Below are 18,341 nucleotides of genomic sequence, written 5' to 3' on the forward strand. Positions count from 1 at the left end.
GCACGACGCCAGCTCTATTTTACTTGAACCCGGGTTACGAAAGTAATCCGGGTTTTTTTATGCCCGAAATCTGACGATAGACTTTTTCCTGCCTGAAACTTTCGTGCTGACGTCGCAGACGGCCCGGATTCGGCTTTATCGCCTCAATCAGAAGCAGAAGTTTATCAACGAGAGTTCTTGCCTGGGTTGGTGAGTGCGCTCGCTGGCGAGGCAACTCGGATCTTTTCTTTCATTTTCACTTCATTCAGAGACGGCGAACTTGCCCTTTGGAGGTCCTTTTTTGTTTCAAAAGGGGAATATCTATAAACACAGAAATGTGTAATCAAACAAAATTTGGACTAAAAATATTCGCTGTGTCTCACCACTAAAGCTATGAAATGACTGCATAATCTCATTGGAGTCGAGTCGTGAGAGCTTTTTTTAAAGGGCTGTGGTATTCTAGTTATATCAAATACAGGAGCTTTCTCCTGTTCGCTTTTTAAGTCTTTTTTGTCGACTGGTTCAAAAAAAGATCTCTCGGAGGTTCATCCGAGACACGGGGTAAACACAATTTAATACGATAGAAAGGGTCGAGATGCGACAGGGTGTCTTATGGCATACGTGTATCTTGCAGCAGCAATTATATTCGAGGTTTTCGGTACGATCACAATGAAGTACTCAGAGGGGTTTACAAAGGTGCTCCCATCCGTGCTCACAGTAGCATGTCATGGAATCTGCTTTATAAGCCTCACTGTGGCGCTTAAATATCTTCCCGTCAGTAACGTGTATGCGATCTGGGCGGGAGTGGGAACAGCCTTGATGGCTTTCCTGGGACTGGTTATTTTCAATGAGCCTTTACCGCTGCAGAAAGTGGTGGCGACGACGTTGATTATTGCCGGCGTGGTCATTCTGAATTTGGGCGAAGGCAAAAAAGCCGAAGAACAAGTGGCGAAAGTTGAAACCACACACATTGAGCCGATTCCATCGGCCGTGGTAGTGCCGGTTCCAGCCGCTCCTGTGGTCTCGGCGGCGCCGCGCAACGCGGGTTGAAGGCTTTTCTCGACGCTGAAATTTAAAAACATTTTAAAAGAAATCAAAAGAGTGGTGAACAACCACTCTTTTTTTATTTCTACAACCCGTCTTTTCAACTTTAAATCAGGTTCATCTTAAGATCAGATGTTTGGCGATCGCGAGTATAAATGGGCCGCAACAGGTTCGGATTAAATTAAAAAGAACTGACGGTTGTTCGGCAGGTGCTGGGACGTCGGCGTATTGGATTGTCGGAAAGTCGGCAGGGCGGCCCTCAAGGCGACGGTGGTGGATTTGGACCTGGATTTTGGATGGCATTGGCTATGCAATTCAGTTAGACATAACCAATCATCACAAAGGTGTGTTTATGAAAAAGAAATTTATGACGGTCTCTGCACTTCTTCTTCTGCAACTGGTGTCCACGGTTTGTCTGGCCTGGGACGACCCTTTCCGCAATGAATGTGACCTGGGGGAAGTGAAGGCGTTTGTGGCCACCGTACAGCCGAATTCAGAAAAATGGGCGAAGGCCGACGGTCGGGTTATTGATTTGATGAGTAACGTCACGTTGTTCTCGATTTACGGAAATAAATTTGGCGGGGATGGAATCAGAACTTTTGCATATCCATTTATTAAGGATGTCACTGCCGATGCTTTGACCTTTTCATATTACGTTTGCACCAAGGGGATTTTTCCAACCACGACTGGCGGCTCCAGCTCTGTTTCCTTTATCAAGCAATACCCGCTGAGCATGCGTTATGATTTGAGTAACTTCAGCAGGCTGGATGATCATAGTGCTCTGGCTGAGAGTTCTGGAGCCTATAGCCTGGCTGTTTTTGATGATTTGAAGTTTACCAATCATAGGGCAGATGACCTGGTTCGTTTTCCGAATGTGATTCTGCCGGGTGGAATTGAGAATAACGATGATGGACGCTCGAAGCTATACAACTATGTGGTTGTGAATGGGGAATGGCCTTCCGGTGGTGCCAACTGCGAAAAAGGGGAAGTGTTGTTTGGTTTATGGAAGCACGATGCTCCGGCTAACACCAAAGAATTTGTGCCTTCGTCTCCGATCACGGCATCACTGGCTGATGGCCAGCTGAGAACGGCTCCACGCATCTTTGTTTGTCAGTAAACTCAGTGAATTATTCACAACGGTGATTCAGAAATATAAAAGGGGATGAGTAAATCATCCCCTTTTTTAGTTTTGCAGGCAGTGCAGGGATTAGATCCCGGGGATGTGGGTCCGTCTTGCGCGAGCGCTCTAGTTGTGTTGTTGGTGGATCTTTTCATCCACAAATTCTGTGAGCTTTTCAAATGGCGTCTCTTTTCTGGAGGCAAAGTGGATAAAATCCGCAATCATTGCCTGCAGCTTTTCAATCTGCTTTTCGTCTTTGAGCTTTCCATCTTTGTCAAAAGCGTCGTCGGCTTTCGCCACGCCAAAGTATTCTGGATACACATAGGATTTTAGAACATGCAAGGGCACACGTGCGTGCAAGTTTCCCCGCACGGCACCTAATGCCCCAGGCGAAGCGCCCAGCAGCAGGATGTGCTTCTTTTCAATGGGTACCGGTTTTAAGCGAGACAGCCAGTCAATGGCATTCTTGAATGTACCAGGAATGCTTCCGTTGTATTCAGGACTTGAAATGATAATGGCGTCGGCCTCGGTAAATTTCTTTCCCAGGTCCTTGGCACCTTGAGGAATGCCCTTGGAGTTTTCCAGGTCAGCGTCATACATCGGCAGGGGAAATTCGTTGAATTCGCAAAGATCCACCTCGCAAAAAGGCAGATCTTGCACCATTTCTGCGGCGACCCGGATCAGTTTTTTGTTGTAAGAACCGTGGCGCAAAGACGCCGCAAACATAAAGACTTTCATGCGCACCTCACTGTCGTGGACAGTGTCTCACTGTGGGTCTGTTAGGCCGATGAAATAGCGGGGAATATTCCAAAATACAAATTGGCCCGGGGGATTTTCGGGAGGAACTTTAGTGATCTTGTAATTTACAGGAGAGCGAATTTTGGGCGAGGCTTCGCGTGGAAAGATCTTTGATGTGGAGATTGACGCCGACCTGCGTGATCGGCCTCAAAAAGATGGAACTATTTTTTCAGGATGGATTTTTTCAAAGTGGCTACACCATCATCAGATGGTTTGCCCAGCCAGATAGAGAACACCTTTTCGATAAATCCTGCAGGACCTTTGATTTCAGAAACGTTGCCGGAAGTTGTTTCGTAAAGAACAGCTTCAGATCCGTCTTTCAATTTAGCACCCAGTACAGTCAGCGCTTTGCCTTCTTTGGCTTCGCCACCTTTTGCCACAGAGTCCAGGAATTGTTTCACGGACGCTTCGTCAGAACTCACGCCATTGGCTTTAAGTGCTTCTTTGAATGACTTTTGCACGTTATCGGCATCCACACCACGCAGGAAGTGCATTTGGATGGCAACGGCTTGCTGATCCTTTAGTGAAGTCAGGGCTTCAGCATCGGTTTTCTTGAAGGTTTCTGGATTGCTGACGAAAAGCTGGCCCACATAAACTTTCACGTTCACGAAAACCACTTTCTTGGCGCGCAGGCCTGCGCCCACTGAAGTCAGTTTCAGGGATTCGCTTTCAACATTGGCAGTCGCGGAAGTGGACAGGGTCACTTTTTCCACTTTTTCGCCGGTTCCTTCCGGAGTCAGCAGGGCTGCCATGGAGTTTACAGACAAAAGAACGGTCGCAAGGGCTGCGATAAGGTGTTTCATACAGGTCCTTTCTCGAATTGGTCCAGATAGGATTGGTTGAGGGGGATTAATTGTCAACCCGGAAAAGTTTTGTTGGCAGCTCCCGTGCGGAAGTTTAGAATTTTTAAAGCAATGACTGACACCCGGACGCAGACCTTATTCAGACAAAAATTGGAACTTCTGATCCTGTCCGAGGATGAGGCGATTTTAAACCGCGCCAAGGAAGTGATTTCCCGTCACTATCTGACCTTCAAACAAATGCCTTATTCTGAACTGGATGCGGCTTCGCGCTCGGACCTGATGCGCGCGCAAATGGTTTTGATGGTGCAAGAGCAGAATGAGGATCTGTCCGCATTTGCGGCGCGAGTGGATCAGGTTTTGAATCTGTTCCCTCGATCCCGGATTGTGACCGTCATGGCGGCTTCCCTGTCGCGCGAGAATCTGGAAGGAACCCAGAATCCGCGCGTGACACCACTTTCGCAAAGTGAATTCAACCGCACCCTGAAGTTTGAGTATATCTGTCTGTATCGTTGCCGGGCCCAGTATTTTGAAATTCAAATCGGTGACTTGTTCCCGATGACCACCATGACATTCCCGGTGTTTGTACGCATGCCGCTGAATCAGCGTTATCTGGCGGTCGTTTACAGCAATTCAGTTCTCAGTGATGAACGCTTCCAGCGGGTCGGGAAAGCCGACAACACCTTTATTCAAAATCGCGACAGTGAAAAGTATCTGGATTACATCACGAATTACTATGACACCTCCGGGCATGGTTTGAAAAAGCGCGCACGTGCGCTGTTTCTGTCCCTGTGCCATGGGGCTTTGTATTTGAATGAAATTCTTCTTTTTGATTTCAAATCACCAGGGCCTGGGACATTCCGTTCCCGTTATGAAGCTCTTCTTAAAACGGCTTCGGATCTTTTGCAGCTGCTGGGAACTGAAGAGGACCTGTGGGATCTTTTCCGCGAAGTGCTGGAAGGAGAGTTCTACGAGATTTGGCGCGCGCCGTGGATTGCGGTGTACGGGGCTATCATCTCGAGGAAAAGCGGACAGGGGGATCCCCTGACGGTGCTGATAGCCGGCCTGCTGACGGATGTGGGGCTGTTTGATATCGACGACAGGATCAGCCGCGAGTTTTTAACTTCCGAAGGCAGAACTGTTTTGGAAGAACAGCAGCGTGAATTTAACAATCATCCGATTCTGTCCATGAATCGCTGCCTTATCAAAGGCTTGCCGTTGACTGAAGAAGTCAAGGCCGTGATGGTTTGCACCCACGAGCGTTTTGACGAAAAGGGATTTCCGAATCAGGTTCCAGCAGACAAGATTCCGGTGGAAGCCCTTATCCTTCAGTTTGCAGAAAAGATCGATCAGGGTGTTTTGACGACAATGAAAAAGAACGGCGTGGGCTTTCGCTTCTTGAAAGAGAAAATCTGGGAAGCCGAGAATAACTCCGGCGTGGCATTCCCGCCAGCGTTCCTGGCAGCCATTGCCGATTCTTTGCTTTAAGGGCAGATTTCGATCATTCCGCCCAAATCCATGTTTGCGTAAATTTCTTCAATTTCATAATCACGAACAGCCATGCATCCCTTGGTCCAATCGCGGGGATGGCGGATGACTTTGCGTTTGACCCAGCTGTTGGGCAGACCGTGAATCAAAATACTGTCGCCCGGATTTTTGATGCCGTTCTTTTTGGCTTCCGCAAGATCTTTGGCATTGGGATAATTGATACGAAGGCCCAGATGATATTCGCTCTTTTCTTTTTTCAGATCAAAGAAGTAACGGCCTTCCGGAGTGCGCTGGTCGCCTTCGTTTTTCTTGTGGCCTTGCGGGTTTCCGCCAAGAGCGACAGCATATGTTGCCAGTACTTGCCCGTGGCGCATCACATGCAGCAGACGGCGTTTTTTATCGACCAGCACGAAATCCAATTTTTGCGAAATGGGGGCGTGATCCCAGCGGGCATTATCAGCGAACTCTTTGGCGCGCGGGCACAGGCTGGGAAGCTCTGAAGATTCCAAGCCCACTTCCAGCATGCGGCTTTCATCAGGGCTGAGCATTTCAAAGCCATCGCCCTTGATGATGGCAAAAGAAGTCGTGGGGGCAAGAATCAGAAGTGCGAACCAAAGGGATTTCATGTCCCTGATTTCCCACGAAGTGGGGGCTTTGCGCAAGGGGGCTTTTGGCAGCTTTGACACTGTCCGTAAGAAGGAAAATCCTTTGCGCCAGCTCGTGGTTTTGCCTTTAATAAGAGGGCTTAAAAATTCGATCACAAGGAGATCAAAGTGCTTAAAAAAGTGGCGTTGGCGCTATGTTTGGTAACAGTTGTTTTTGCAGCTCAAGGGGAGGCCAAGGAATTGACCAACCGTTTGGGTGTGGGTGTTAAAAGTCACTCTGCTTTGGATCTGGCTCAGTTGGCAGCGGTTTATTATATTGCTCCGGATGTTTCCATCGCGGGTGGTTTGGGTATCGATACTCAGGAAGATTATTCCAAATTTGCTTTCAATGCGGGGATTCGCCGTATCGTTTTCAAAGAAGACAACATGAACTTCTATATGGGTGGTACTTTGGGCATCCTGAACAATGAAGTGGCTGGCGATAAAGAATCCGGTTTCGAACTGAATGCATTGTTCGGTGGTGAGTTCTTCTTCACCGGCCTTGATTCCCTGGCATTCACCTTTGAAGGTGGCGTGGGTGTGATCTCTGGCGACAACGTGCGTTTCAGAACCATCGGCGACGGTCCGTTCAGCGCCGGAATCATTTTCTATTTCTAATCCTCAACCAAATTTCCAATCTTGAAAAAGGATATTTATGAAAAAAGTTATTCACACAGGCAACGCACCTAAAGCTGTTGGTCCTTATTCTCAGGCGATTCAGATCGGCGACATGTTGTTCTGCTCCGGTCAGATTTCCATCGATCCAAAAACCAACGAAGTTTTCACTGGCGACATCAAAACCCAGACGGAAATGGTTTTGAAAAACATCGAAGCGGTTCTGGCAGCCTCCAACATGAAATACAGCAACATCGTGAAAACCACGATCTTCCTGACCAGCATGTCGGACTTTGCAGCTGTGAACGAGATCTACGCAAAGGCTTTCACGGACGCTCCTCCGGCGCGTTCCACTGTTGCGGTTGCCGGTTTGCCTAAAGGTGTGAACGTGGAGATCGAAGTCATTGCGCATCGCTAAGTCCCTGTTGAAATCCCGTTCATTCTGGGCTCTGGCATTCCTGAGCGCAGTGGTGCTATACCGCTTTGTCGACGAATATCAGAAGGTGCAGAGTGAGCGGATTCAATCCTGGACGAAAACTCCTTCCGCTGACTGCGCGGTGGTCCTGACGGGCGGCGCAGGCAGGGTGAGGGAGGGGTTTGACCTTCTGGCGAATCAGAATGTCAAAAAGCTCGTTATTTCGGGCGTGTATTCCAATGCGCGTCTGCGCGAGATCATGCCGGTGTGGCCCTTTTATGGGAACCTGAGCGAAAACGATGTGGTCTTGGACCGCCGTTCAGAAACCACTTATGGAAATGCCCAGCAAAGCCTGCCGATTGTGGAGGCGCTGAAGTGCCGGGACATCCTGCTGGTGACATCACGTCTGCATATGTATCGTTCTTACCGGACGTTCCGGGCCACGTTTCCTGAAAACATCTACATCGAAAAGCATGCGATTATTGGCGGCCGCTTTGAGTCTTCCGTCTGGGAGTCGGGGTTTGAGGCTCTGAAATCGCTGTTTTACTCTATCTGGGCCTACTAAAACCAGACCTTTGACCAAGACATCTTTTATCCAAATGAACCGATAAATCCTTGAGAAATCGAGGGTGAATCATGACTTCTTTACTGGCGCAAATAGACTCGCTAGGAAGATCAGTAACAAAGAATGTGGAGTACACGGCACGTGTTCTCCTGATGGTTTATCTTTCTCTGCGTGCCACGGTTTTAGATCGTGCCCAGGGCTTCCGCCAGATCGTCGGCGTTATTTCAGCACAAATCTATTTCACCGGCTGGCAGGCGCTGCCACTGATTTCGGTTCTGGCTTTGGGAACCGGGTCTATCATTTTGCTTCAGTCCCTGTCCAATCTGTCACTGCTGGGCGGCACCCAGATGATCGGAAACTTCCTGATCGTCATGATCGTCCGTGAGGCCGGTCCCTTGCTGGTGGCTTTGGTGGTGATCGCGCGCTCGGGTACAGCCGTGGCTTCAGAAGTCGGGAACATGCGCGCCAATCGCGAGATTGAAGCGCTGGAAAGCATGGGTATCAACCCGCTGAGTTTTATTGTGTTCCCGCGTGTGCTGGGTGGAATCATCAGCGTGCTGGGGCTGGCGTTTTATTTCAATTTTATCGCTTTGATTGGCGGATTCCTGGTCACGAAATTCGTGCAGGATCTGCCCCTGGCTTTTTATACGGATTCATTGATGCGTGCCTTTGCCAAAGAGGACGTGCTGATCTTCCTGCTGAAGAACGGTTTCAGCGGGATGATTATTTTTGTGGTGTGCTGCTATCAGGGGCTTTCTGTGAAGCGCAGTCCGCACGAGGTTCCACAGGTCACGACCCAGGCCGTGGTGAACAGTATCATCTTTGTGGTCGTGTTTAATCTGATTGTGACAGCTTTGTTTTATCTAAATCAACTTCGTAGTTTAGGGGTGGTGTGATGAAAATCGAAAATCTAAAATTTGAAGGCGTGTCTTTCACTCATGAAGGGCAGGAGCCAATTGTTCAGAATGTGGAGTTTGATTTTCCAATGAACGAAATTCTGTGGGTGAAAGCCGATGAAGGGGCGGGGAAGAGCTCTCTGTTGCAGATTCTGGCAGGCCTGCAGATTCCCCAGTCCGGGAAATATCTGATCAACGGTGAAAACGTGGTGGATATGTCCTTTGAAGAATTTTTGCCATTCCGTCTGAAGATCGGCTATTCCTTCGATTACGGCGGTCTGATCAACAATCGTACTTTGTATGACAATCTGATGCTGCCTCTTTTGTATCATAAGGTTTTGACGCCGGAAGAATGCAAAGCCCGCGTCGAAGCGATGATCAAGGAATTTGGCATCGAGAAATTTGCCCACGAAAGACCGGCCCATGTCCCGGGTCGTATTCGCAAGCTGACGTGCCTGATGCGCGCAGTGGTGATGCAGCCGGAAATGCTGCTGTTGGATGATCCAAGCGTGGGCCTGGGGCAGGACAGTGTCTATATCTTTGCTGATCACGTGCACCGTCTGCGCAAAGAGGGGCACCTGAAACATATCTTTATCAGTTCCTATGATGAAAAGTTCATGAATCTTTTCAATTATCAGATCATTCACCTGGATGACGGACAGATTTACTTCCAGGCTGTGGATCCCGAGAAAAGAGTTGTTCACCTATGAAGGTAAAATTCAACAAGTTTGAAAGAGTCGCCGGCCTTTTTGTTGTTCTGGCCATTGTGGGTGTGATTGTCACAGCCATCAGTGCGGCAGTAAAACAAGGCTGGTTTGAGCCGAAGGTGCGCTTCACCACGACCTTTGAGAATGCCGACGGTATTCATCAGGGCACACTGGTGCAGATGGCAGGTCTTCGTGCCGGTGCCGTTGAAACCGTGGAACTGGAAAGTGACAACCGCATTCGTGTTGGCTTCTATGTTCTGGGGAAATTCCAGAATCGCATTCGTGAAAACAGCACGGTGCAGTTGATTCGTCCGTTCATCATCGGTGAGAGGGTGCTGGAGCTGACGGTGGGGAACGAAGAGTTTGAAATGATCCCGGATCACAGTGCAGTGAAGTCCATCGAAACGGTGGATCTGATGACATTGATGAGCGGTAAACACCTGAATTCTTACCTGAGCAAGTTGGGCGGGATTTTAGAGAGTGTGCAGGTCCTTGTGGATGCGTTTGCGGATAAAAGCCGCGCAGAAAGCCTGGTTCGTGTGATTGACCGTTTGGATCCTTTGGTGAAAAACCTGAACACGATGTCAGTGGAAGTGATTAAACTTTCCAAACAGGCCACGCATGATGATGGTGTGCAAAAACTGGTGGGAAATCTTGCCGTGACCACGCGTGAGATTAACAAAATCCTTCCTGAACTGAACGAACAGAATCCGGAAATGGCCAAAGACCTTGCCGTGATGACCCAGAACCTGGCAGTAATGACCAAGGCGCTGGGACCCGCGGTGAAACAAGTCGAAGGCGAGCTTCCAGGGGCCAGTGTGCGTTTGGTACAGGCATTGGACGAAACAGTTGTTGTATTAAAGGCCATGCAAAAAAGCTTCTTCATGAGAAGCAGTGTTAAAGAAGTCAAAGACGAGGAAACTCAAGATCGTCTTCCAGCCGGTAAATAGATCTGAATCGTTGTGATGTGTCTCGCTTTGGGGCACATTACAACATATCAAAAATTCTTTATTACTCTTCAGTAATACTCCGATTCGCACGATAATACTTCAGCTCACAATGTTGAGCATGGGGATGGTTGATCATGCGAAATGTTTTTCGCTTCCTGACAATCTTACTTCTGAACGTATTACCGGTACAAATGGACGCCAAAACCTTGAAGGTTGCTTTTGGAAAAAGCAAGCCGCCTTATATCTATGAGGAAAACGGCGTGGTCCACGGCATCGAAGTGGATCTGGTGCGGGAAATTTTAAAATCCCTGCAGGCTCCGCATGAATTCAAAAGCCTGTCCTATTTGCGTTTGGAAACCGAAGCCACTCATGGCGACACCTTTGATATGATTGTGGGTGTGCGCAATCGTGAGGGCGGCCGCTATTATTCCCAGGCCTTCATGGATCATGAGGTTTGCGCTTTCAGTCTGAAATCCCGGAAGATCACGATCAAAAGTGCCAAGGATCTGCAGTCTTTGAAGGTCGCCGTGTGGCGCGGGGCCTGGAAAGATCTGGGAGCGGATTTTAAAAGAATCTTTGAGCCCGGATTCAACGGGAAAGTTCCGGCGAATCTTGTCGAGTATCCGCAGACCAAAGATCGTTTTGCCAGTCTGTACAAAGGCGAAGTGGATGTGCTGATTATGGATCGCTATATCTTTGAGTGGCTTCGTCTGACGCCGCAAGAGGGGGGCACCTTCACGCAAGATGTGAAGGTGCATGAGATCTTCCCTGAAAACACGCCAGCTTATGTGTCCTTCCGTGAAGAAAAGACCCGTGATGCTTTCAATCGTGAGCTGAAACGTTTGCGCGACAGCGGGGACTATGCCCGCATGGTGAAAGCCTATACGGGTGAGCGCCTGGCAGGATTGGGTAAAAAATGAAATTGATTCTGGCACTTTTGTTTTTCTGTTCAGGTGTTCAGGCGGAAGAGGCTAAATCTTTGTCCGTGGCCTTTGGCAAAGGCCGCCCGCCTTATTCCTTTTCAGAGCGCGGGAACACCCGTGGCATTGAAGTGGATCTGGCGATGGAGATCCTGAAGCGTCTGGGTTACAAGGTCCGCCAGCAGGTGATGTCGCCATATCGTATCGAAGCTGAGGCCAAACACGGCAACACATTTGATGTGGTGGTCGGGGTTCCGCAAAACGGGGATGGTGCTGGTCACTATTACTCCAAACCCTTTGTCGCTTATGAAAATTATCTGATCGCTTTAAGATCCCGCAAGCTCAGCGCCAAGAAGGTCTCGGATCTGTCGGGTGTGCGTGTTGGGGCCTGGCATAATGCCTGGAAAGACCTGGGGAAGGATTTTGCCCGGGTGTTTTCGCCTAAAGCCAACGGCCGGTTGCCTGACAACTATCGTGAGTTTGTTCGTCAGGAAGATCAGGTCAAAGCCCTGTGGGCTGGGGACATTGATGCGTTGGTGATGGATCGGTATATCTTTGGCTGGTTCAGAATGACCATGGCTTCCCAGGTGAACACCGGAGCGGATGTGGATGTTTTTGATCTGTTCCCGGTGGTAAATCACAGCCATGTGGCCTTTCGGGATGCTAAATTACGATCGGCTTTCGATAAGGAACTCGAGCGCATGCGCCAAAGCGGCGAATACGACAATATCGTGCGAATTTACGTGGGCGAGCGCCTTGCCGCCATGCTTAAAAGTGGTCCGAAGCCCCATTGAGGCTTGAATCCAGGTCCCCAGGCTCTATTATGGGGGGATGTTGGTAGGCCACCTTTTCCGTCATTTTATATTTTCTCCGCGAGCGGGTTCTTTGGTGAAACGCATCGCCTGGTTGTCCATGGTTGGGATCACAATCAGTGTGACGGCGTTCCTAGTGGTTTTGTTTGTCATGAACGGAATGAATGCCAGCATTCATAAGCGCATTCTGGGGCTGGAGCCGCATCTGTATGTGCAGGTGGCCGGAGCCGACACCGCACAAAGCCTTGAATCCAGTCCTGCGTTTCAACGTCTGCAGGAAGATCCGGCCAATCGTGCCTATGTCTATGAAACCATGGATATCATCATCCGCAGTCAGGATGGACAGTTCCGTGGTGGCATCGCGCGCGGTGTGACCCGGGAAAGTCTTGAACACTTCATTGAACAGCTTCAGCGCATTGATCGCAAAGTCACGGACCGGGATTCTCAAGCCTACTTCTGGGATCCGCAGGATGTTCCGGGGCGCGGGGAAGTGGTGATGGGCGTGGATCTGGCCCAGTCCCTGGGTGTTTTTGAAGGGGACTTCCTGACCGTGGTGTCGCCTTCAGGATTATTGCTGCCTCCGGGGGAAACCCCGAAGTTTGAACGCGTGCGTATCAAGCGCATTGTCACCACCAGTTTGCCGGATCTGGATGGGCAGTATCTTTTTTATCAGCGCGGTGAGGCTTTGAATGCGCTGGTGAATGAGGGCTTGCGCAAAAACGGAATTGAAGTGTGGCTGCCGGATGAGGGGCGCATTGAATCCGTGAAAGAGGATCTGTTGAAGTTTGAAGGTGTCAGTGTTGAAACCTGGATGGATCGCAATTCGGCGTTGTTGTATGCGCTAAAGCTTGAAAAGCTGACCATTGGGATTTTTCTGGGGCTTGCCGGCATGATCGCGGGCAGTTCGATTCTGACCGTGTTGGCGTTGCTGTTGTCGCAGAAAAAACGCGATATCGCGATCTTGCGCACGATCGGTTTTTCTTCGCATCAGACGGTTCGCACGTTCACCCAGATCGGCTTTTTCCTGGCCGGTATTGGTGTTGTGGGGGGCGTGGTTCTGGGAACAGGTTTGAGTCTTTACATTCAAGCCAATCCGATTCAGTTTTTGCCGTCGGATGTTTACTATGATTCTTCCATCCCGGCTTTGGTCAACTATGGCCTGGTCTTTGGGGTCTTGATTGTCAGTGGATTGATTGCTTTGCTGGGCTCTTATATTCCAGCAAGAACGGCTGCAGAAGTGCAGCCGTCCGATGCTTTAAGAATGAAATAATACTAAAAATTAAACACTCACCTGATGGTCGCGAAGGGCGTCGGTCAGGGAAGTTTTCAGGTCTGTGCTGGCTTTGCGTTTGCCGATGATCAGTGCGCAAGGGACGCCATAGGTGCCTGCCGCGAAGTCCTTCATCTGTGTGCCCGGAATCACCACGGAATTGGCAGGCACGCGGCCTTTGTATTCAACAGGGGATGAGCCCGTCACATCGATGATTTTGGTGCTGGCCGTGATGGTCACACCCGCACCCAGAACCGCACCTTCTTCAATCACAGCACCTTCTACCACGATGCAGCGGCTGCCGATGAAGGCATTGTCTTCCACGATCACCGGAGAGGCCTGAATTGGTTCTAGAACGCCGCCGATACCCACGCCGCCGGACAAGTGCACGTTCTTGCCGATTTGAGCGCAAGAGCCCACTGTAGCCCAAGTGTCGACCATAGTGCCGGAACCGACGTAAGCTCCGATGTTCACATAAGATGGCATCAGGATCGCGCCTTTTTCAATGAAGCAGCCTTTGCGGGCCACGGCTGGTGGAACGACGCGCACGCCGTCTTCTTCAGACCAGCGTTTCAATGGGATTTTGTCGAAGAAGGCGATGTCGCCTGCATTCATTGGTTCCATTTTTTGAATACGGAAATAAAGCAGGATGGCTTTTTTGATCCATTCGTTGGTGATCCATTTGCCATCTTGTTTTTGGCAAACGCGCAAAGTGCCGGAATCCAGGCCTTCGATGGTTTCAAAAACGGCTTTCAATTCAGTAGTTGAAAGTTGATCGATCGTTTTTCCGCCTTGAATTTCGGTCCAAAGTTTTGAGACTTGTTCTTGCATGGTGTTCCTTCCTTATTCCAGTACTTTCAAAGATTCGAGGATTGCCGGGACGTGGACTTCGATGATTTTTTCAGCTGAAAGACCGCGTTCGATTTCGTAAGTCAGTGTCGGGCAGTTTCTTTCAAGGCCCGCATAGGTGCCCAGACAGCCCGGAGTTGGGTATCCGATGTCGTCGTCAATTTTGTAACCCGTCAGGCGGGACAAAACTTCCGCCACCGGACGACAGTCGCCGTTGACATTCAAAACCGGATGCCAAGAGTGCAGTGATAAAACATAGACAGGCTTTTTTTTATCCAGATAAGTCATTAGCCCGTGATTTTCTTTTTCGCTGCCCGCAGCCGGTCCCGGGTGATAGCGCGGAGTTTTTACTTCCGGAGACCAGTCCTTGGTTGGCAGGTTGCGGTTCAGATCCACGCCGTTGCCGTTGCCGCGGGTTTTGAAGATCACACCTTCAAGATTGAATTGCGGCACCAGGGTGATGTTAAGTTTGTAGGGGTTGGAGTTCATGAAGTGCTTCAGCAGCTCTTGGGCTGCGATAACACCTTCGACCTCGTCACCATGAACGCCGCCCAGGATCAGAACTTCAGGGCCGTTGTTGTTGAAGTGCCAGGCCGGTACCGGCAAACCTTTGGAAGTGTAAGTAAAAATAGAAGTTTTCATGACAAATCATCCTTCATGGGCCATCATACTAGCACGAGGTTTTCGTGGAATACATCAATAATGAATTGTGTCTTGGTCCGTTAAAAAAGCCACTTTTGCCCCTGGTGGCCAATTACATGCGCCCCATTTATGTCTACGATCTTGATTCTGTCGCCCAAAGGTATCAGGCGATGTCTCAGGCCTTGAAGGGGACTCGTCTTTTTTTCGCGGTGAAATCCAATCCCAATCCTGGTGTTCTGCAAAAACTAAAAAGCCTCGGCGCCGGGGCGGACGTGGTTTCTTTGGGAGAAATCAAGCGCGCCCTGGAATGTGGTTTTTCCCCGCAGGACATTGTCTATAGCGGCGTGGGTAAAACCAAATTTGAAGTGACTGAAGCCCTGAAGCTCGGCATTTATCAAATCAACGTGGAAAGTCTGCCGGAACTTGAACGCATCGGCATGTTGGGTCGTGAACTGAAAAAGAAAGCCCAGGTGGCTTTGCGTCTGAATCCTGATGTGGATATTAATACGCATCCCTACATTGCCACGGGTTTGAAGGACAACAAATTCGGCATGGAGCGTTCCATGGTTCCGGCTTTGGTGAAATGTCTTAAAAACTATTCTGATTCTATCGATCTGGTGGGTGTCAGTCTGCATCTGGGATCCCAAATGTTGGAGTTCTCTGGATACGACGAAGCATTGAAAAGGCTTAAGACCGTTTATCTGGAACTGCAGGCTGAATTCCCGACGCTGAAAAAGTTCGACTTTGGCGGAGGCTTGGGGATTTTCTATGACCGTGTGGATCTTCAGCTGGAAGAGTCCCTGTTACAGAAATACGCGCAAATCACTATGGAAAATCTGTCAGATCTAAACTGCGAACTGCAGGCCGAACCCGGCCGCTGGCTGGTGGCCCATTGCGGGGCTTTGATCACGCAGGTGCAGTACATCAAAGAAACCAGCGCGAAAACTTTTGTAATCGTGGATGCGGGGATGAATCACCTGATTCGACCGTCGTTGTATGAAGCCACTCATCGCATTGAGCCGCTGAAAAGAAAAGATGCGGCTTTTGTGGTGGATGTAGTGGGCCCGATTTGTGAGTCTTCGGATTTCTTTGCCAAAGAGATTTCACTGACGAAAGTTCAAGAGGGCGACTTTGTGGCGATTATGGATTCCGGGGCCTATGGGTATTCCATGGCCAGTGTCTATAATCTGCAGGAACTGCCTTTGGAGATTTGTATCTAAACGTCGACGACCGCGTATTGATCGGCTTTGGCGGGTTTTAAAATCCGCTGAGCCATTTCAGTGAAGTGCGCGGAAGAATCCGTCGTCATTATATCAATGCGACGGGGTTCATTGCTTTTATTCGGGCCCAGTCGGCCGCTCTTGAAGTCGCGCGACAACCATTGTGCAATCGCTTCGCCGGAGTCCACCAGTTCAATCGAGCTTCCAGTCACCCGGGCAATGGAATTTTTCAGAATCGGATAATGAGTACAGCCCAAAATCAAAGTGTCGATATGGTTCTGCAGCAGCGGGCTTAAATAACGGAACACAATCAGATTGGTTACGGGATCAGCGTCCCAGCCTTCCTCGGCCAGTGGAACAAACAATGGGCAGGCTTGATCAAAAACCTGAGCCTGCGGATCCAGGGCGTGAATTTTGTGAGTATAAGCCTGGCTGTTCACCGTGGCACGCGTGGCCAGTACGCCGATGCGTTTGCCGGAGGAAAGCTCCAGGGCACGTTGGGAACCAGGCTCAATCACGTTGTAAATCGGCAGGCCATCGATTTCGCGTTCGGACACCTGGCTTGAGGCCGTGTTACACGCAATCACGATGGCTTTGACGTTTTGTTTTTCCAAAAACTGAATGATCTGTTCAGAGTACTTGCGAATGGTTTGCGGGGATTTCGAACCATAGGGAAGGCGAGCGGTGTCGCCTACATATAAGAAACTTTCATGAGGAAACTGCAGCGCCAGCTCTTTTAGAACTGTCAAGCCGCCGATACCTGAATCAAAGACGCCTATGGGACGGGAATCCTGGTCTGCCATTCTTAGTTTTTCACTCCGTGTGCGCGAGACTCAGCAATACCATTGGAAGACATTTCCATAAAGAGGGCTTTGTCTTTAATTTCGGCAATGCTTGTTGCATTGACGTAGCTCATGCCGCTGCGGATGCCGCCAGTGACTTCCAGGATCACGTCTTTAACGTGGCCCTTGACGCTGACTTGGGTGGATTCCCCTTCGGGAGCCATACCCTCAGGCACGCCACCGCGCCATGAATCCTGAGCGGATCTGGAGGCCATGCCACGGTATTGTTTTTTACCGTTTTTGATTTCCCCTGGGGTTTCGATCGTGCCAGACAGCATGCTTCCAAGCATCACAGTGCTTGCGCCCGCAGCAAATGCTTTCACCATGTCGCCGGATGTGCGGATACCACCGTCAGCGATCACAGGCACACCGTATGATTCACCGATCTCTGCGCACAGGCCGATTGCTGTCAGTTGTGGAACTCCGCAACCGGTGATGATACGCGTGGTGCACATGGAACCAGGGCCGATGCCCACTTTGATTGCATCAGCGCCGGCTTCGATCAAATCGCGAGCCGCATCCGGGGTCGCCAGGTTTCCGGCAATCAGATCCACCTGCGGGTATTGGTCTTTCAACCACTTCATGGTTTCCATCATCTGCACAGAGTGGCCGTGAGCGATGTCGATCGTGATAATGTTCACTCCGGCTTCGACCAGTGCTTTTGCACGGGTTTTGAATTCTTCACCAACGCCCACGCTGCCAGAAATAACTTTTACGCCATTTTCTTTCAGGCGACGGGCTTGCGCGGCTTGTTCTTCAATATCCAGGAAGCGGTGAAGAATCCCCATGCCACCCAGTTGGTTCATCGCAAACGCCATGTCGTATTCAGTGACCATGTCCATGTTCGCACTGACGATCGGAGTTTCAATCGTGAAGTTCTTGGTCACTTTGGAAGTCAGACGCGGGTCACGGCGGGAACGTACGTCAGATCTTGCCGGGATGATCAGCACGTCATCGAAGGTCAGGCCTTTGCCGCGATTCTTGATATCTTTCCAGTTAAACATGAGCGTCATGACGTCTTACCTCGCTTCTAAAAATATTGAACAGAATGTGAGTTGAAACCAAAAGCAAATAAGTATCCAGGGCGGAAAGCAGCAGGCTTTGCACCGGAGTCTTCCAGATCAGGCGATAGGCATCAAAGACGGTGGTCAGGATGCCCGGAATGAAAAGGTGGAATAAAACCAAAATCGACAAAATCACAAACCAGCGGCGGCGCACGACTTGCGCGGAACCTTTCAGTGCATCGATCCTGCCTTCATCATAGACCTGGCTTGAGGTCACCACAAAAGGCACCATGGAAAGCTCTACGTACTTCCAGATCCCTGGCAGAATCAGCAGGATTGTCCACTGCAGGGTCTTTCCCCAGGCGCGCAGGGTTTCGATGTACATTTGATTCAGGTGCTTATCCCAGAAATCCTGAAGAGTTCGCGTCGTGGAATCCAAGTTGTTCAAAGCATACAGGGCGATGCTGATCAGCAGAACCGGAAACAGAACGCTGCTTAAAATAGAAAAGAAGCCATAGTAAATCACCTGGGTTTGAACTCCCAAAGGGTCACGAAGGGCGGTTTCCATTTTAAGATTTAGGTACTGGTCTATGTTGCTCGACAGAACGACCAGCGCGAACAGGGGCAAGAAAACTTTTTTAAAGACCTTCAGGTTCTCGGCAAAAAAATTCACTTAAGTATTTACATCCCTAAAGCCTGTTTGAGTCAAGCGGACTCTTGCTAAGAAACAGATGACGGTCCGAGCGAAGAATTTGTCATAA

At 49.8% G+C, this 18,341-nt stretch carries 21 protein-coding genes; 13 read left to right on the forward strand and 8 right to left on the reverse strand.

What is annotated here, in order from left to right; all coding sequences use genetic code 11:
* Window positions 1-591 precede the first annotated feature (591 nt).
* Complete coding sequence (locus AC04MQ_RS13875; RefSeq protein ID WP_080602369.1) at window positions 592-1,029, forward strand: DMT family transporter; 438 nt, start codon at window positions 592-594, stop codon at window positions 1,027-1,029.
* Window positions 1,030-1,375: 346 nt separating this feature from the next.
* On the forward strand, window positions 1,376-2,140 hold the full coding sequence (locus tag AC04MQ_RS13880) for a tail fiber protein (RefSeq protein WP_475392363.1): 765 nt from the start codon (window positions 1,376-1,378) through the stop codon (window positions 2,138-2,140).
* A 129-nt stretch (window positions 2,141-2,269) separates the two neighbouring features.
* On the opposite strand, the gene AC04MQ_RS13885 is transcribed toward AC04MQ_RS13880, so the two are convergent.
* Together AC04MQ_RS13885 and AC04MQ_RS13890 are read right to left on the reverse strand one after the other, a co-directional pair.
* The gene (locus tag AC04MQ_RS13885; protein WP_041577475.1) at window positions 2,270-2,881 is read right to left on the reverse strand and encodes an NADPH-dependent FMN reductase; all 612 of its coding nucleotides are present in this window, start codon (window positions 2,879-2,881) and stop codon (window positions 2,270-2,272) included.
* Between the two features lie 221 nt (window positions 2,882-3,102).
* Window positions 3,103-3,744 carry a chalcone isomerase family protein gene (locus AC04MQ_RS13890; protein ID WP_015090876.1) on the reverse strand — a complete coding sequence of 214 codons (642 nt, stop codon included), beginning with the start codon at window positions 3,742-3,744 and terminating at the stop codon, window positions 3,103-3,105.
* 111 nt (window positions 3,745-3,855) lie between these two features.
* Between AC04MQ_RS13890 and AC04MQ_RS13895 the strand changes: the two genes are divergently transcribed.
* Window positions 3,856-5,229 (forward strand): HD domain-containing phosphohydrolase, encoded by a 1,374-nt coding sequence (locus tag AC04MQ_RS13895; RefSeq protein WP_475392364.1) that lies wholly within the window; start codon window positions 3,856-3,858, stop codon window positions 5,227-5,229.
* Here AC04MQ_RS13895 and AC04MQ_RS13900 read toward each other — a convergent pair.
* Window positions 5,226-5,855 carry a L,D-transpeptidase family protein gene (locus AC04MQ_RS13900; protein WP_475392365.1) on the reverse strand — a complete coding sequence of 210 codons (630 nt, stop codon included), beginning with the start codon at window positions 5,853-5,855 and terminating at the stop codon, window positions 5,226-5,228. The two genes, AC04MQ_RS13895 and AC04MQ_RS13900, sit on opposite strands and share 4 nt — an antisense overlap.
* Before the next feature lie 147 nt (window positions 5,856-6,002).
* On the opposite strand from AC04MQ_RS13900, the gene AC04MQ_RS13905 reads away from it, so the two are divergent.
* From AC04MQ_RS13905 to AC04MQ_RS13945, 9 genes are all read left to right on the forward strand, one after another.
* Window positions 6,003-6,491 (forward strand): hypothetical protein, encoded by a 489-nt coding sequence (locus tag AC04MQ_RS13905; RefSeq protein ID WP_015090880.1) that lies wholly within the window; start codon window positions 6,003-6,005, stop codon window positions 6,489-6,491.
* 37 nt (window positions 6,492-6,528) lie between these two features.
* A complete protein-coding gene (locus tag AC04MQ_RS13910) occupies window positions 6,529-6,906 on the forward strand; it encodes a RidA family protein (RefSeq protein ID WP_475392366.1) in 378 nt (125 codons plus the stop codon).
* Window positions 6,893-7,468 carry a YdcF family protein gene (locus AC04MQ_RS13915; RefSeq protein ID WP_015090882.1) on the forward strand — a complete coding sequence of 192 codons (576 nt, stop codon included), beginning with the start codon at window positions 6,893-6,895 and terminating at the stop codon, window positions 7,466-7,468. The genes AC04MQ_RS13910 and AC04MQ_RS13915 overlap by 14 nt, the downstream gene beginning before the upstream one ends.
* 71 nt (window positions 7,469-7,539) lie before the next feature.
* The gene (locus AC04MQ_RS13920) at window positions 7,540-8,364 is read left to right on the forward strand and encodes an MlaE family ABC transporter permease (RefSeq protein WP_041577479.1); all 825 of its coding nucleotides are present in this window, start codon (window positions 7,540-7,542) and stop codon (window positions 8,362-8,364) included.
* Window positions 8,364-9,074 (forward strand): cell division ATP-binding protein FtsE, encoded by a 711-nt coding sequence (locus AC04MQ_RS13925; RefSeq protein ID WP_015090884.1) that lies wholly within the window; start codon window positions 8,364-8,366, stop codon window positions 9,072-9,074. Before AC04MQ_RS13920 ends, AC04MQ_RS13925 begins: the two co-directional genes overlap by 1 nt.
* Entirely contained in the window at window positions 9,071-10,021 is a 951-nt protein-coding gene (locus AC04MQ_RS13930) for an MlaD family protein (protein ID WP_015090885.1), read from the forward strand. Before AC04MQ_RS13925 ends, AC04MQ_RS13930 begins: the two co-directional genes overlap by 4 nt.
* A gap of 134 nt (window positions 10,022-10,155) precedes the next feature.
* Window positions 10,156-10,941 carry a substrate-binding periplasmic protein gene (locus AC04MQ_RS13935; protein ID WP_475392367.1) on the forward strand — a complete coding sequence of 262 codons (786 nt, stop codon included), beginning with the start codon at window positions 10,156-10,158 and terminating at the stop codon, window positions 10,939-10,941.
* A complete protein-coding gene (locus AC04MQ_RS13940; protein WP_015090887.1) occupies window positions 10,938-11,735 on the forward strand; it encodes a substrate-binding periplasmic protein in 798 nt (265 codons plus the stop codon). The genes AC04MQ_RS13935 and AC04MQ_RS13940 overlap by 4 nt, the downstream gene beginning before the upstream one ends.
* A gap of 37 nt (window positions 11,736-11,772) precedes the next feature.
* Window positions 11,773-13,023: an FtsX-like permease family protein gene (locus AC04MQ_RS13945; protein WP_475392368.1), complete on the forward strand. Its 1,251-nt coding sequence runs from the start codon at window positions 11,773-11,775 to the stop codon at window positions 13,021-13,023.
* Window positions 13,024-13,032: 9 nt separating this feature from the next.
* Here AC04MQ_RS13945 and AC04MQ_RS13950 read toward each other — a convergent pair whose 3' ends face one another.
* Together AC04MQ_RS13950 and AC04MQ_RS13955 are read right to left on the reverse strand one after the other, a co-directional pair.
* Window positions 13,033-13,854: a 2,3,4,5-tetrahydropyridine-2,6-dicarboxylate N-succinyltransferase gene (locus AC04MQ_RS13950; RefSeq protein ID WP_015090890.1), complete on the reverse strand. Its 822-nt coding sequence runs from the start codon at window positions 13,852-13,854 to the stop codon at window positions 13,033-13,035.
* A gap of 12 nt (window positions 13,855-13,866) precedes the next feature.
* Window positions 13,867-14,514: a M14 family zinc carboxypeptidase gene (locus AC04MQ_RS13955; protein ID WP_015090891.1), complete on the reverse strand. Its 648-nt coding sequence runs from the start codon at window positions 14,512-14,514 to the stop codon at window positions 13,867-13,869.
* A gap of 44 nt (window positions 14,515-14,558) precedes the next feature.
* Here AC04MQ_RS13955 and lysA point away from each other — a divergent pair, with 44 nt between their 5' ends.
* Window positions 14,559-15,734: a diaminopimelate decarboxylase gene (gene lysA / locus AC04MQ_RS13960; RefSeq protein WP_015090892.1), complete on the forward strand. Its 1,176-nt coding sequence runs from the start codon at window positions 14,559-14,561 to the stop codon at window positions 15,732-15,734.
* On the opposite strand, the gene murI is transcribed toward lysA, so the two are convergent.
* Genes murI through AC04MQ_RS13975 form a run of 3 tightly spaced genes read right to left on the reverse strand, consistent with a single transcriptional unit; the run spans window position 15,731 to window position 18,253 of the window.
* On the reverse strand, window positions 15,731-16,537 hold the full coding sequence (murI, locus tag AC04MQ_RS13965) for a glutamate racemase (RefSeq protein ID WP_015090893.1): 807 nt from the start codon (window positions 16,535-16,537) through the stop codon (window positions 15,731-15,733). The genes lysA and murI overlap by 4 nt on opposite strands.
* A 2-nt stretch (window positions 16,538-16,539) precedes the next feature.
* On the reverse strand, window positions 16,540-17,589 hold the full coding sequence (locus AC04MQ_RS13970; RefSeq protein ID WP_235046321.1) for a guanosine monophosphate reductase: 1,050 nt from the start codon (window positions 17,587-17,589) through the stop codon (window positions 16,540-16,542).
* Window positions 17,573-18,253 (reverse strand): hypothetical protein, encoded by a 681-nt coding sequence (locus tag AC04MQ_RS13975; RefSeq protein WP_015090895.1) that lies wholly within the window; start codon window positions 18,251-18,253, stop codon window positions 17,573-17,575. Before AC04MQ_RS13975 ends, AC04MQ_RS13970 begins: the two co-directional genes overlap by 17 nt.
* Window positions 18,254-18,341 lie beyond the last annotated feature (88 nt).

It is taken from the genome of Bdellovibrio sp. MYbb2, from assembly GCF_056175685.1.